Annotated in this window: 12 protein-coding genes; 3 read left to right on the top strand and 9 right to left on the bottom strand. The window is 68.2% G+C overall.

Annotation, left to right across the window (positions count from 1 at the left end; genetic code table 11):
• Positions 1-47 precede the first annotated feature (47 nt).
• From V7Z82_RS16240 to V7Z82_RS16230, 3 genes are all read right to left on the bottom strand, one after another.
• A complete protein-coding gene (locus V7Z82_RS16240) occupies positions 48-1,682 on the bottom strand; it encodes a fucose isomerase (RefSeq protein ID WP_334152716.1) in 1,635 nt (544 codons plus the stop codon).
• Positions 1,679-3,196 (bottom strand): FGGY-family carbohydrate kinase, encoded by a 1,518-nt coding sequence (locus V7Z82_RS16235; RefSeq protein WP_334152714.1) that lies wholly within the window; start codon positions 3,194-3,196, stop codon positions 1,679-1,681. Before V7Z82_RS16235 ends, V7Z82_RS16240 begins: the two co-directional genes overlap by 4 nt.
• A 106-nt stretch (positions 3,197-3,302) precedes the next feature.
• Positions 3,303-4,286, bottom strand: a complete 984-nt coding sequence (locus V7Z82_RS16230; RefSeq protein ID WP_334152711.1) for a LacI family DNA-binding transcriptional regulator — start codon at positions 4,284-4,286, stop codon at positions 3,303-3,305.
• Between the two features lie 180 nt (positions 4,287-4,466).
• Here V7Z82_RS16230 and V7Z82_RS16225 point away from each other — a divergent pair, with 180 nt between their 5' ends.
• Complete coding sequence (locus V7Z82_RS16225; protein ID WP_334152709.1) at positions 4,467-5,039, top strand: hypothetical protein; 573 nt, start codon at positions 4,467-4,469, stop codon at positions 5,037-5,039.
• Between the two features lie 33 nt (positions 5,040-5,072).
• Here V7Z82_RS16225 and V7Z82_RS16220 read toward each other — a convergent pair whose 3' ends face one another.
• From V7Z82_RS16220 to V7Z82_RS16200, 5 genes are all read right to left on the bottom strand, one after another.
• Complete coding sequence (locus V7Z82_RS16220; RefSeq protein WP_334152708.1) at positions 5,073-5,996, bottom strand: dihydrodipicolinate synthase family protein; 924 nt, start codon at positions 5,994-5,996, stop codon at positions 5,073-5,075.
• The gene (locus tag V7Z82_RS16215) at positions 5,990-6,823 is read right to left on the bottom strand and encodes an SDR family oxidoreductase (RefSeq protein WP_334152706.1); all 834 of its coding nucleotides are present in this window, start codon (positions 6,821-6,823) and stop codon (positions 5,990-5,992) included. The genes V7Z82_RS16220 and V7Z82_RS16215 overlap by 7 nt, the downstream gene beginning before the upstream one ends.
• Positions 6,824-6,850: 27 nt before the next feature.
• Positions 6,851-7,723 (bottom strand): carbohydrate ABC transporter permease, encoded by an 873-nt coding sequence (locus V7Z82_RS16210; RefSeq protein WP_334152704.1) that lies wholly within the window; start codon positions 7,721-7,723, stop codon positions 6,851-6,853.
• Positions 7,720-8,685 carry a carbohydrate ABC transporter permease gene (locus V7Z82_RS16205; protein WP_334152702.1) on the bottom strand — a complete coding sequence of 322 codons (966 nt, stop codon included), beginning with the start codon at positions 8,683-8,685 and terminating at the stop codon, positions 7,720-7,722. The genes V7Z82_RS16210 and V7Z82_RS16205 overlap by 4 nt, the downstream gene beginning before the upstream one ends.
• Positions 8,686-8,807: 122 nt before the next feature.
• Positions 8,808-10,103 carry an ABC transporter substrate-binding protein gene (locus tag V7Z82_RS16200; RefSeq protein WP_334152700.1) on the bottom strand — a complete coding sequence of 432 codons (1,296 nt, stop codon included), beginning with the start codon at positions 10,101-10,103 and terminating at the stop codon, positions 8,808-8,810.
• Positions 10,104-10,392: 289 nt separating this feature from the next.
• Here V7Z82_RS16200 and V7Z82_RS16195 point away from each other — a divergent pair, with 289 nt between their 5' ends.
• Both V7Z82_RS16195 and V7Z82_RS16190 read left to right on the top strand, forming a co-directional pair.
• Positions 10,393-11,589 (top strand): hypothetical protein, encoded by a 1,197-nt coding sequence (locus V7Z82_RS16195; RefSeq protein WP_334152698.1) that lies wholly within the window; start codon positions 10,393-10,395, stop codon positions 11,587-11,589.
• A 78-nt stretch (positions 11,590-11,667) separates the two neighbouring features.
• Positions 11,668-12,465, top strand: coding sequence for a DeoR/GlpR family DNA-binding transcription regulator (locus V7Z82_RS16190; RefSeq protein WP_141873300.1), 798 nt, complete (start codon positions 11,668-11,670; stop codon positions 12,463-12,465).
• 19 nt (positions 12,466-12,484) lie between these two features.
• On the opposite strand, the gene V7Z82_RS16185 is transcribed toward V7Z82_RS16190, so the two are convergent.
• Positions 12,485-13,444: a ketose-bisphosphate aldolase gene (locus tag V7Z82_RS16185; RefSeq protein WP_334152694.1), complete on the bottom strand. Its 960-nt coding sequence runs from the start codon at positions 13,442-13,444 to the stop codon at positions 12,485-12,487.
• Position 13,445 lies beyond the last annotated feature (1 nt).

Below are 13,445 nucleotides of genomic sequence, written 5' to 3'. Positions count from 1 at the left end.
ACGGATGCCGATAGCATCCGTCCCCGCTGTCATGCAGACCGCTCAGCTCAGACCGCGACGTCTCCGACCAGGTTGACCTTGATGCCCATGCCGGCGAACATCGCGGCCTTGGCGATCAGCGCCTTGTCAGCGGTCTCGGCGTCGGGCGCGTAGACCGTCTGCGCGTGGTTGGCCTTGTGACGGGCCATGAACTGGTCGCGCGAGATGCCGTGCAGCACGACGTGCGCGATCGGCCACTCCGGGTTCGTGGCGTCCTTGCGGCGCTTGGTCTCCTCGGCCGGCAGCTCGACGACCGATGCGCGGAAGATGTCGGCCTGCAGGATGCCGTCGGCGATGAACACCCGCGACAGCACCAGCTCGCCCGGCTTCGAGACGCCGTTGATCGTCGCACCGCCCGCCGGGAAGAACACGTGACCCTGACGCCAGCCCTCCGCGTTCTGCCATCCGCCGAGGTGCGAGGCGGGCACCGAGCCCGAGATCTCGTAGACCCACACGAACTGGCCGTCGAAGTCCTCGCCCCAGCGCACGTCGTGCAATGTGTTGTCCGGCACGAGACCCATCGCGCGCCACACACGGTCGGTCACGAGCGCGTCGACAGCGACGCCCTCGTCGGCCTCGTTGAAGTGCGGGAACGCGCGGCCCTCGTGCAGCACGCGCGAGCCGTCGCGCGAGGTCACCGGCGGGCGCTCGGTGGAGTTCAGGATGCCCTCGGCGAGGTCGGATGCCGGCACCAGATCCTTCAGGCCCTGCTGATACTGGATGCCCACCGCGTCGAGCCCGAAGTCGTCGGCGATGCGGAGCGCGGCGATGTACATCTTCAGCTGCCACTGCACCTGCTCGCGGGTGAGCTCGGTCGCTGCATCCTCGCCGTACTGGAAGGTCATGCCGGCGTCGATCAGCCAGTCGTATGCGGCATCCGCCTCGTCCTCGCCGACGTTCAGCATCTCGGCGTACAGAGCCGACTGCGACAGCCGCTCCTTGTAGATGCCTGTCTTGTTGAGCAGCTCGTCGTCGAAGATCGCGTTGTACATGCCCATGCAGCCCTCGTCGAAGACGCCGATGATGGCCTTCTCGGCGAGCAGCTCGGCGGCGAGCGCCTCGCCCAGCGCCTTCTCCGGGCTGTCCGGCAGCTCCGGCAGCGCCCGCACGTGCGAGGCATCGTGCGTGATCGAACCGGTCTCGGTCCACTCCTTGATGCCGTTCTTGAACCAGTCGTCGCTGAAGTCGACCGACCAGATCGAGGCGTAGGGCTTGTCCATCTTCGTCAGACCCGCGTTCAGGCCGAGGAGGCCGACGAGTCCAGGCCAGTCACCCGCGAAGTTCGCGACCGTCAGGATCGGCCCCTCGTGCGTCCGCAGACCGGCGAGCACGTGGTGCGAGTACTGCCACACGGCCTCGGCGACGATGAGCGGAGCATCCGTCGGGATGTTCTTGAAGACTTCCAGGCCCATGCGCTGGCTCGAGATGAAGCCGTGCCCGGTCTCGGGGTCGACCTCGTTGGCGCGGATGACGGTCCAGCCGAGCTCGTTGAACACACCGGTGACCCCCGCTTCCAGCTCGACCTGCACGGGCCAGCCGCCGGTGTTGGCGGCCTCGCGCAGGTCGCCGGAGGCGATCAGGTACGCGGTCTTCGGCGTGGATGCCGGACGGGATGCCGGGTTCGGCAGGGTGTAGGTGGTCATGATGCCTCCGGGGTTGGGGTCTGGGTGAGCGGGACGCGCTGCGCCGCCGCGAGTTCGTGCACGACGTCCTTCGAGCCGTCATACAGCCGCACGTAGCGGTCGAAGAGCGTGTCGTAGCGGGGGCGCAGCGACTCGTCCGGCCGGATGCGCTGCGCGATCGGGTTCCAGTCGGTGATGGCCGGCGCGGCATCCGATCCGGCAGTCGCGGTCGCGGCGAGGAACGCGGCGCCGTAGCTCGCGCCGATCGTCGTCTCCGGCACCTCCTGCATGAGCCCGGTGACGTCGGACACGACCTGCAGCCACAGCTGCCCCTGGGTGCCGCCGCCCACCGCGACGATGCGACGGATGTCCGCGCCGGCGGCCCGCATGGTCTCGACGTTGTGTCGGACGCCGAGCGCCGTGGCCTCGAGCGCCGCGCGATACAGGTCGCCTCGCGAGTGCTCGAGGGTGAGGCCGGCGATCACACCGCGCGCATCCGGGTCCTGGATCGGGGTCCGCTCCCCAGCGAAGTACGGGAGCACGAGCAGGCCGTTCGCGCCTGGCCCAGACTCGGCCGCCTCCGCGAGCAGCTGCGGGTAGTCAGCGCCGGTCAGGCCCTTCAGCCACGCCGTGAGCGCGCCGGAGGTCGAGAGGCCGCCGGCGAGGTTGCGGGTGCCGGCGAAGGCGCCGGCGGTCGTCCACATCGACGGGGTGCGCAGCGTCTCCTCGCCGGTGGCCACCAGGAACATGGTCGTGCCGTACATCAGCATGAGGTCGCCGACCTCGTGCGCCCCGACGCTGACCGCCTCGGTCCAGGCGTCGATCGTGCCGGTGATGACGGGAGTCCCGACCGGGATGCCGGTGGCGGATGCCGCCTCCGCCGTCACGTGTCCGGCGACGTCGCCTGCCCATGCGAGCGGCGGCTGCTCGATGTGCTCGGCGTACCGCGCCCACCATGGGTCGTGCCAGCGCTCCTGCTCGATGTCGTAGAGCGGCGAGACCTGGCTCGCGGACTGGTGGTCGAGCACGTAGACACCGGTGAGCTTGCGGGCGAGCCAGGAGGCCGGCATGAACAGGCGGCTGGCGAGCGCCCACGCCTCTGGCTCCTCCTCGGCGACCCACGCGATCTTCGGACCGCCGGCCTGCGACGTGAGGGTCGAGCCGCCGACGCGGGTGATCTCGTCGACGCCGAGCTCCTCGGTGATCCGCCGGATCTGCGCGGTGGACCGGGTGTCGACGCCGTAGAGGATGGCCGGCCGCACCGGCTCGTCGTGCTCGTCCGCGAGCACCACGCACGGGCCCATCCCGCTGACGCCGACGCCGACGATCTCGGCGTCAGGGACAGCCGCGAGCAGCTCCCGCGCGATCTCGACGAACTCGTCCCACCAGATCCGGGCATCCATCTCGACCCAGCCGCTGTGCGGCCGATCCACGTCGTGCGCCCTGGTCGCGGAGCGCAGGATCGCGCCGTCGGCATCGACCAGCACGCCCTTGCTGCTGGATGTGCCGATATCCACCCCGAGGGTGCAGCGCATGGCGTCCTCCTTGAAACCCGAACCGCAGAATCCGAAACCTGTCGACACTGTACGCGAAATCGATTTCATGACGCAAGCGGCAGCGACTCCGCACTCCTGCTGCGGCTCAGCTCCTCGGGCTCGCCGGCCGGACCTCGTTGCGCAGCACGACCGTACGGGCCGGCTGATCGTCTCCGGCGATGCGCTCCAGCAGCATGCGAGCCGCCGTCACGCCCATGTGCCGGGCGGGCAGCCGCACGACGGTGACCGCGGTCGGCGACAGCGTCGTGAAGGGCAGGGAGCCGATCACGGCGACGCCGACCTCCGGTGGCGTGAGTCCGTGCTCGGTCAGCACCTGGATCGCGCCGACCCCGATGAGATTGTTTCCCGCGACCACCGCGTCAGGGGGCTCCGGCAGCGCCAGCAGCTCCTCCATCGCGGCACGACCGCCGTCGACGCGGAAGGTGGTGAACCGCATCAGCTCGTCGAGCTCGAGATCGGGGTTCGCGGCGGAGAGCGCGGCCCGCCACCCGGCCGCGCGCTCTGCCGCGGTGTCGATGTGCTCGGGGCCGCCGATGTAGGCGATGCGGCGGTAACCGGCGTTGATCAGGTCCTTCGTCGCCGAAGTACCGGCAGCGCGGTTGGCCATCACGACGCCGTCGATGTCGTAGGTCGTGCCGCGGTCGACGGCGACGACGGGGCGACCGGTCGCCAGGATGCTGCTGAGATCGGACTGCTCATCGGCGGTCGCGATGATGATGCCCGACATGTGCTCGGCGATCGCGATCCGCAGGTACGTCGCCTCCTTCTCGAGCTGCGCATCCGTGTTGCAGAGCACGACGGAATACCCGGCCTCCGATGCGACGTCCTCGACGCCGCGGGCCATCTCGGTGAAGTACGGGTTCTCGATGTCGGGGATGACGAGGGCGATGACCTCAGAGCTCTGACGACGAAGCGTCCGCGCCGTCCGGTTCGGCGTGAAGCTCAGCTTCTCGGCCGCGAGCCGGACGGCGGCGACCTTCTCCTCCGACACGCTCGTGCCGTTGAAGACGCGCGATACCGTCGCCGGGGATACACCGGCGAGCTCTGCGACGTCGTAGATCGTAGCCATGCACCCTCACTGCCTCTCCGGTCCGGCCGGATGTGAAGCAACAGTATCGCGCACGCACCGGCCCGAGAAGGTCTGATCTGAAATCGATTACATCCTGCCCGACCACTCGGGACGCACCAGCCGTGTCCGCCGTCTCCGAGTGAGAGCACCGGCGGGCGTCGGATCTGACATGCTGGAACCATGGAATCGGAGTCGCACGCAGCACCGGGCGGCCCCGACGCACGGCTGATGCGAGCACGGGAGACCGTCACCTCCTCGGCGACGCGGATCAAGAACTCGCTCGGCAGCATCATCGCCCTCACCGGCACGCCGACGCAGGCGAATCAGCCGCTCTGGCGACGACTCGACGTGTTCGCCCGGACGGATCTCAAAGACATCCTCAGCGCCGAGGCGCAGGCCGACATCGCCGACCGCCTTCGCCCGCTGGTCTCCCTGCACAATCGACTCACCGACGCCCGATGGGAGCTCTCGACGTCAGCCGAGTCGTCGACCGGCGACGTCCTCAGCGGCCACGGCAGTGGCAGCATCACGCTGACCACGATCGCCGCCGTCGAACTCCTGGCGGAGGTCTTCACCACCGTCGCCGGAGCCGTCGAGTCCCTCGACACCCGGCTGACCGCGCAGAGCGTGTTCAGCGCGCCGATCCCGATCTCCGTGCCAGCGTACGTCCGCGAGATCCAGGCGAGCACCGCCCGCATCTCGACAGCCCCGGACGCCGCCTGGACGTGGGAATCGCGCCTCGACGCGAGCTGACGCACCCCCGGCGCAGCGCCGAGCGAGTCCCGGTCAAGCGATCCGTGCGTCCTCCTCCGCCGTCGCGGCGATGTGCTCCTGCAGTCGCTCATGCACCGAGTCGAGGCGCGCGCGCCCTGCGTCGTCGAGCGACGGCAGCGGTGCGCGGCACGCACCGAGCGGCACGGAGTTCTTGCCGCCGAGGTATTTCGCGGCACCGAACACCCCGACCTCGACCATGCCCTCGACCGTGTCGTTGATGCGCACCTGGACGGCGCGCGCTCCAGCGAGGTCGCCTGCGTCGAAGCGCCGGCGAAGCGACCGGAACAGCTCGATCTGCAGACTGACGGTGGTGCCGATCGCGCCGCGTGCGCCGATCGACAGCGCCGGCAGGTAGAACTCGTCGAAGCCGTTCACGAGCGACAGGTGCGGGTATCGGCTGAGGATGCGCTCCGCACCGTAGAGGTTGCGCGAGGTGTGCTTCACGCCGACCACCTGCGGCAGGGCGAGCAGCTCGTCGAAGCCGCCCTCCGAGATGTCGCGACCGGTGAACTGCGGGATGTTGTAGAGCACGAACGGCAGGTCGACCGCGTCGATCACGCTGCGGAAGTGCCGCACCACATCGGGCGTCGAATAGCCGTAGTACAGCGGCGGGATCATCGAGATCGCCGCGACACCGGCATCCTTCGCGGCTTCGGCGATGCGGATCGCTTCGCCCGTCGACATCGCACCGACGTGCGAGACGACAGGCACGCGACCGGCCGCTGCGGTCACCGCGGTCTCGGCGACGGCGATGCGCTCAGCCTCCGAGAGGAGCACGCCCTCCCCCGACGAGCCGCACACGTAGAGCCCTTCGACTCCGCGGCGGATGTCGCTGTCGAGCATCGCCGACAGCGCCTCGTGATCGATCCGCTCGTCGGCGTGCATCGGCGTGACGGCCGCCGTGAACAGGCGGTCCCCGAGCAGCGCGTTCACCATGCGGTCCACCCTCCGTCGACGACCACGTTCGAGCCGGTCATGTACGTCGAAGCGTCGGAGGCGAGGAACACCAGGGCACCGTTGTACTCGTCGGCCTCGGCCATGCGGCCGATCGGCATCCGCTCGATGTAGTTCGCCTGGAACTTCGCGTCCTGCGTGTCCCGACGCACACCCGACGGGGTGAGGGTGTTGACGCGGATGCCGGCGCGCCCCCAGTACGTCGCGCAGTATCGCGTGAGGTTGTACAGGCCGGACTTCGCCGCCGAGTACGCGACCGGCTTGATGAACGGGATGCCGGTGTCCTCGGCCTTGTACGCGTAGATGTCCTGCACCGGTGAGACCATGCCGTAGATCGAGCCCACATTCACGATCGAACCGCCGAGCCCGGCATCCCGCATCCGTCGACCGGCCGCCTGCGTGACGAGGAAGGTGCCGACGAGGTTCGTGTCGACGACCTCGCGGAACACGTCGACGGGGAACTCCTCGAAGGGGCCGGAGACCTCTGGCGGGGCGCTCGGCTGCGTGTCGATCCCGGCGTTGTTCACGACGACGGTCGGCACGCCCCAGGTCGCCATGACGCGGTCGAAGCCGGCGTCGACACTCGCCTGGTCGGTGATGTCCATCTCGACCGCGAGCAGGCGTCCCTCGGGGTCGTCGAGTCCGAGCCTGGCGGCCGGATCGGCCACCTCGCTGCGGGAGGTGACGGCCACGCGGGCGCCGCGTTCGTGCAGCGAGCGGACGAACTCCGCGCCGATCTGGCCGAAGCCGCCGGTGACGACGACGACCTTGTCCCGCACGGAGAAGAGCGGATCGAGTGCTTCAGGCATGTGTGGATACTCCAGATTGCAGGGCGCTCAGCCCTTGACGGATCCTGCGGTGAGACCGGAGACGATGCCCCGCTGCGCCCACAGGAAGAAGATGATCGCGGGAAGGGCGAACAGCAGCGCACAGAACATCACGACGTTCATGGGCGTGTAGAACTGGCCGAGGAACGACGACAGTCCCACGGATGCCGGCCACAGGTCGGACGACGAGATGAAGGTGTTCGCGAACATGAACTCGTTCCACCCGTCGAAGAACGCGATGACCGAGGCGGCCGCGATGCTCGGCATGATGAGCGGCAGCACGATCGTCGTGAGGATGCGCACACGGGAGCATCCGTCGATCCGGGCCGCCTCCTCGATCTCGTAGGGGATCTTGTCGATGCCGCTCTTGATGATGAACATCGCGACGGGCATCACGAACGCGGTGTCGGCGAGGATCAGTCCCCAGTGGCTGTTCAGCAGACCGGCGCCGGCGAAGATCGCGTAGAGCGGCACGATGATGAGTGCCTCGGGCAGCATCTGCGTGCTGAAGAAGATGAACCCGGCGACGCCGCGGCCGTGGAAGCGATAGCGGCTGAGCGCGTACGCGGCCATGGTCGCCAGCACGAGGCTGAGGACGGTGGTGCCGGCCGCGATCACGAAGGAGTTGCCGAGCCAGCGGAAGATCGGGATGTCGGAGAGGAATCCACCCCACTGCCCGACGTTCTGGAACTCGGGGATCAGCGGTTGCCCGTCGCGGTAGAGCGACGCCTCGGTGCCGAGCGAGGTGCTCAGCATCCAGTACACCGGGAACCCGGCGAAGACGACGAGCAGCGTGATGAGCACGGCCTTGCCGAGGCTGCCGAACTTGGCTCCGACACCGCGGCGACGCGGCAGATCGGTGGGGATGCGCATGGTGGTCATCGCTGGCTCTCCTGACGTTCCTGGATCTGCTCGACGATGAAGTAGACGACGGTGACGAGCAGCGACAGCACGAGCCCGAGTGCCCCGATCGCGGCTGCCCTGCCGAGGTTCTGGTCCTGGAAGGCCGTGCGGTAGACGTTCACGACGAGTGTGTTGGTCACGTCGAGCGGGCCGCCGCCGGTGATGAGGAAGATGATCTCGAAGCGGCGGATCGACCAGATCGTCATGAGCAGGGTGATCACGCGGAGCGTCGGCATCAGGTGCGGCAGCGTGACCGCGAGGAAGGACTGGAAGCGCGTCGCGCCGTCGACCCAGGTCGCCTCGCGCAGCTCCTGCGGCACGCTCTGCAGCGCGCTCAGCATGACGAGCATCACGAGCGGGGTGAGCTTCCACACCGTGGCGAGCGTCACCGCGAACAGCCCGTACTGCGGGTCGACCAGCCAGCCGTGCTGGCCCATCCCGAGCGCCGAGGTCGTGCGGTTCAGGATGCCCTGCTCGTTGTTGTAGATCCACACGAAGATGAGCGCGGCGGCCACGGTCGGCACGGCCCACGGGATCGTGGCGATCGCGCGGATGATGCCTCGGCCCTTGAAGGCGGTGTTCAACAGAAGCGCGCCCGCTGTGCCGATGCCGACCGAGAACACGACCGTGAACAGCGTGTAGAGCAGGGTCGTGACGACCGAGGTCCAGAACTTGTCGCTCGAGAGCAGGTACTCGTAGTTCTCGACGCCGACGCCTCGACCGCCGGCCGGGTTGACCAGCTTGGTCGCGGTGAACGACAGCATCAGGCCGCGGATCAGCGGGAACACCGTGAAGATCGCGAGGTACACGATGGCCGGGAACAGGAAGAGGTAGGCGCCGTTGCGCTCGACGAAGCGTCCGACGGCTCCGCTGCCTCGTGGCCGCTTCGGCGGTGCAGCGCGAGGCGTCGAGCGGGACGCCTCGAGTGTGCTGGTGGCCATGCTGAGGTCCTTTCGGGTGTGGGGGTCGAGGGGCGGGATGGGGGTGGTCCCGCCCCTCCGGTGCGCGTCGGGGCTGCGCTGTCGGGGCTGCGCTGTCAGGGCTGCACTGTCGGGGCTGCTGCTCAGCCGAGTTCGGCTTCGAGGGTCTTCTGCACCTCGGCGAGCCTGCTCTTGACGTCGCCGCCGTTGACCCTGAGGTCTTCGACCGCGGTGAGGACCTCGCGCCAGATCGGCTTGCTCTCGGTCTCGAAGCCCTCGACGAGCGTCGACTTCGAGGTCTTGGCCGCCTCGAGGAACTGCGTCGCCCACGGGTTCTTCGCGAGGAACTCCGCGTCAGGCTCGACGTCGGTCGCCATGGCGGATGCCCCGAGGCCGGCGCGGATCGCGGTCTGCCCCTCGTCGCCGAGGACCCAGCGGACGAAGTCCTTCGCGGCCTCGACGTTGTCGCTGTTCGCGTTGACGGCGATGATGAGCTGCGAGTTCGAGCCGGCGTTCGCGAGCGGCAGCGGAGCCGCGCCCATGTTCTCGCCGTTCACAGCGTTGTCGGGGTTGCTCGTGATGGTCGTCGCGACGCCCGAGTTCTCGAACAGCATGCCGACCTGACCCTGCCCGAACTTCGCGCGGAAGGTCGACGCGTCATCGCCGATGGGTGCGACACCCGACTCGAAGGTCTTGAGGAAGGCCTCGACCGCTTCGACGTTCTCGGCCTTGTCGATCGTCAGCTTCTTGCCGTCACTGAGCTCGCCGCCGAAACCGTAGATCCAGTTCGCCATCTCGAGCGTCCAGCCGTCGATCTCTGCGGTCTGGTGGCGACCGGCCCACCCTGCGATGCCGAGCTCGGACTTGATGGTCTCGGCCGTGGTGAGGAACTCGTCGAACGTGGTCGGCACCTCGAGCCCGAGCTGGGCGAAGATGTCCTTGTTGTAGATCACGGTGTTGTAGGTCGGGCGCTCCCAGTTGAAGCCGTACTGGCCGTCCTGGAAGTAGCCGGCCTCGTTCGTGTTGTTCAGGCTGTCGCCGAGCTCGTCGGCGATGTCGTCGAGGGGCTCGAGCACACCGGCATCCACCAGCGAGGCGAACTGGCTGTCCTGCAGGACCATGACGTCGGGACCGCCGCCGGCGCCGAGCTCGGTGCTGAGCTTGTCGGCGTAGTTCGCGAAGGGGATCTCGACCTTGGTCAGCTCGATGTCGTCGTTCGGGCCGGTGTAGCCCTTGACGGCGTCCCAGATGATCGGGCCCTTGCCGTCTTCGAGGAACTGCCAGTTGGAGAACGTGAGCTCTCCGCCGGCCGCCTCTCCGCTGTCGCCGGAGCCGCTCCCACCGGAGCAGCCGGCGAGGGCGATCGCGGCGACGGCGGCGATGCCGGTGATCCGCAGCGCTCTGACACGGCGGGACGGGTGTGCGTGGTTCGACTTCACTGTTCACTCCTTTGGGCAGCAAGTTGATTGCGACGATGCAGTCGATTTCCCGCCCGGGATGCGTGAAATCGATTTCGCTACCGTAACCCGCCTGTTTGAGCAGTGTCAAGCAAAAATGGTTACGTAACTATTTTGATACCTGAAACCTACACGACCGCGCGTGGCGCCGATCACGAAGGACCTCCGGGATCCCCTCCGCCAGGTCTCGGAGATCTGCGGAATCACGGATGCCGAGCGCGCGGAGCATCCGTGATCTCGCACATCTCCGCAGTATCGCTACCATGTGCTGGTGCTCGAATCGCCCGGAATTCTCTGGCTTCCTCTCCGGCTGCCGCCGTCCGAGGCGAATCAGGCCGAGGAGCTCGCCGCTCTCCTCGAGTCGCTCCGCGTTCCTGCCGCCGTGCGTCACAGCATCATGTATCACACCGGCACGTTCGCACTCGTTCCCAGCGACGGCGCCTCGATCCTCATGGTTCCCGACGAGTACGCACCGGCCGTGCCCTGGAGCAGGATCCCCCTCGACGATTTCTCCTCCGCACTTGCGGAGCGGTTCGGCCCGGGGATGCACCTCGACGGTGAACTGCTCGTGTCCGATGCGGACCATCCGCACCCGAGCCCCGCGGCGCCCCCGAGCCCGGCGACTTCCATGGACGCCATCGCGTGGACTTCACGAGAGGAACGAGACTTCATCGCGATGCTGGGCGCGCGATTCGGGATGAGCTTCGACTCCGTCGACGCGGGCGATCTGGGGCGCGCCCTGAGACCGCACTTCGGCGCGGACCGTGACACGGCCTTCGACGACGGGCTGTGGGCGATGACCGACGGCATAGCACTGTGGCGTCGGGGTTCGGAATGCGCGGCGGCGTTCATGAGTCGACGACATCGACCGAACATCGCGTCATGGCGCAGCCCATGGGTTCAGGTGGATCCGAGCAAGCCGGGGCAGCTCATCGATGGCGCTCTCCTGCGCACGTGGCTCGACGAGGTCATTCCGCCTGACCGAGATGTCGACGCCTGGATCGCGCACTTCGATCTCGACTCCGCGAAGGCGAGTCGACTGCGCGCACTGTTCCGTCGCGACCCGGACGAGAGCACCCTCGACGACCTGTTCGACATTCTCTCGCTCGACACGGCCTGCTTGAAACTGGTCCGAGACCATCCCTTGCTCGACAGCGACCTCGAGGTGATCCGCCCCCGCAACGCCCGCGAACAGTTCGGTGATGGGATGCGTTCGGAGATCGATGCCATCGCCGCGCGCCCAGAGGGATTCCGACATCGCCATCCGCGCCTGTGGCTCACGATCTCGCTCGTCGCGATCCTCGGCCTCGCCGGCATCGCGGCCGCCGGACTCGCCGCGGGCAGGATGACGGCGATCCTTCCTGGAATCGTCTCCCTCGTCTGGACCGCGAGTCTCTTCATCGACCGCGCTGCCGCACGGGCGAACGCCCGCGTACCCGACGACCTCCCGGACGATCTCGACGGCTGACCTGCGGATACCCCGTTCGCCGGGTCGCGGAGATCTCCGCAGCGTCGCCGGCCGGGTCCCTCCGACTACGCTGAGGGGATGCCAGAGTGGTCGCAGACGGTCCCCGCCGCGGTGCGGCGCGAGCAGATCGTGTCGATCATCGAGCGCCAGGGCTTCGCCCGCGTACAGGAGCTGAGCCGCGCGCTCAGCGTCTCCGAGGTCACGGTGCGCAGCGACCTCGATCTGCTCGCCGAGGAGAACATCATCCAGCGCGTGCACGGCGGGGCGATGTCCGGCATCAAGTCGACGGCCCACTCCCCCGATTACGAGCGTGCGCTCACCCGAGCGGTGACCGAGAAACGACGGATCGGCAACGCCGCCGCGGCACTCGTGGAGAGCGAGATGGCGATCCTCCTCGACGCGGGCACCACGACGCTCGCGCTCGCCCGCGCTCTGCGCGCACGGGAGGATCTGCGCGGCGTCGTCGTCTTCACCAACTCGCTCACGATCGCGCTCGAGCTGGGCGTGGCGGAGCCGCACCACATCACCGTCGTGGTCACCGGCGGCACCGTGAGCTATAAGCAGCGCTCGCTGATCGATCCGCTGGGCGACATGTTCCTCGGCTCGGTGCACAGCGACCTGTGCTTCATCGGATGCAACGGCGTCTCGGTCACCGGCTTCACGAACTCGAGCCTTCCCGAGGTCACCATGAAGCGCCGCTACCTGGATTCCGCCGCTCGACGCATCGTGGTCGCGGACAGCTCCAAGATCGGCAAGAGCCAGATGATCCAGGTCGCGCCGCTCGACCGCATCGACACGCTCGTGACAGGCATCGAAGCGCCTCCGTTGGAGCTGGAGGCGCTTCGAGAGGCCGGGCTGACGATCGAGCTCGCCTGACGATCCGTCCGGATGCGGATCAGGCCCGTCCGGACGACCCGAACTCGCGCATGCGCTGCGCGACCATCGCCCGGAAGCCGCCGATCGCCGGACGCAGCTGCTCGCTCGGCTCGACCACGGCGGGGTTCTCCTGCAGGAAGCGGCGCAGCTCTGCACTCCAGGCGAGGTGCGAGTCGGTGCCCTGATTGATCTTGCGGATGCCGGCGGCGACCCCCTGCGTCTTCTGCGCCGGGGAGATGCCGTACGAGGGGCGCACGACGCCGCCATGCGCGTTGATGACGGAGACGGCCTCGGCCGGCACCGACGACGAGCCGTGCAGCACGAGGAAGGTCTCCGGCAGGCGGCTCTTGATCTCGGCGATGAGCTCGAGGCGCAGGCGCTGTCCGCCTGCCTCATCCGTGAACTTGACCGAGCCGTGACTGGTGCCGACGGCGACCGCGAGGGCATCCACTCCGGTCTGCGCGACGAACTCGACCGCCTGATCCGGGTCGGCGAAGACGATCTCCTCGACGATGCCGCTGACGCCGGCCTCCGCACCACCGATCGTGCCGAGCTCGCCTTCGACGCTCACGCCGGCCGGAGCCGCCGTGTCGACCACGCGACGGGTCGCAGCCACGTTCTCCTCGAAGGAGGCCGGCTCGTCCGTGTCGGTCGAGCGGCTCGCGTCGATCATGACGCTCGTGAACCCATGGTCGATCGCCCGCACGCAGTCGTCGTAGGTGCGGCCGTGGTCGAGGTGCAGCACGACCGGCACCGCGGTGTACTCCTCGACGAGTCCCCGCAGACGTGTCCACCAGCGCGACTCGTCGTCGTAGGCCGACATCCCGGCGATCGACTGCACGATCACGGGCGAGCGCTCGGCATCGGCGGCATCGAGCACGGCGATCGCCTGATCGATGCTCGACACGTTGAAGGCACCGACGGCGTACTCGCCGGCTTCGGCCTCGGCGAGCGCGGCCCGCAGCGTCTGAAGTGTCATC

Source organism: Microbacterium sp., assembly GCF_036823965.1.
GTDB lineage: Bacteria > Actinomycetota > Actinomycetes > Actinomycetales > Microbacteriaceae > Microbacterium.
The sequence above is the reverse complement of the archived record's forward strand: the minus strand, read 5'-3'. Positions and strand labels throughout refer to the sequence as shown.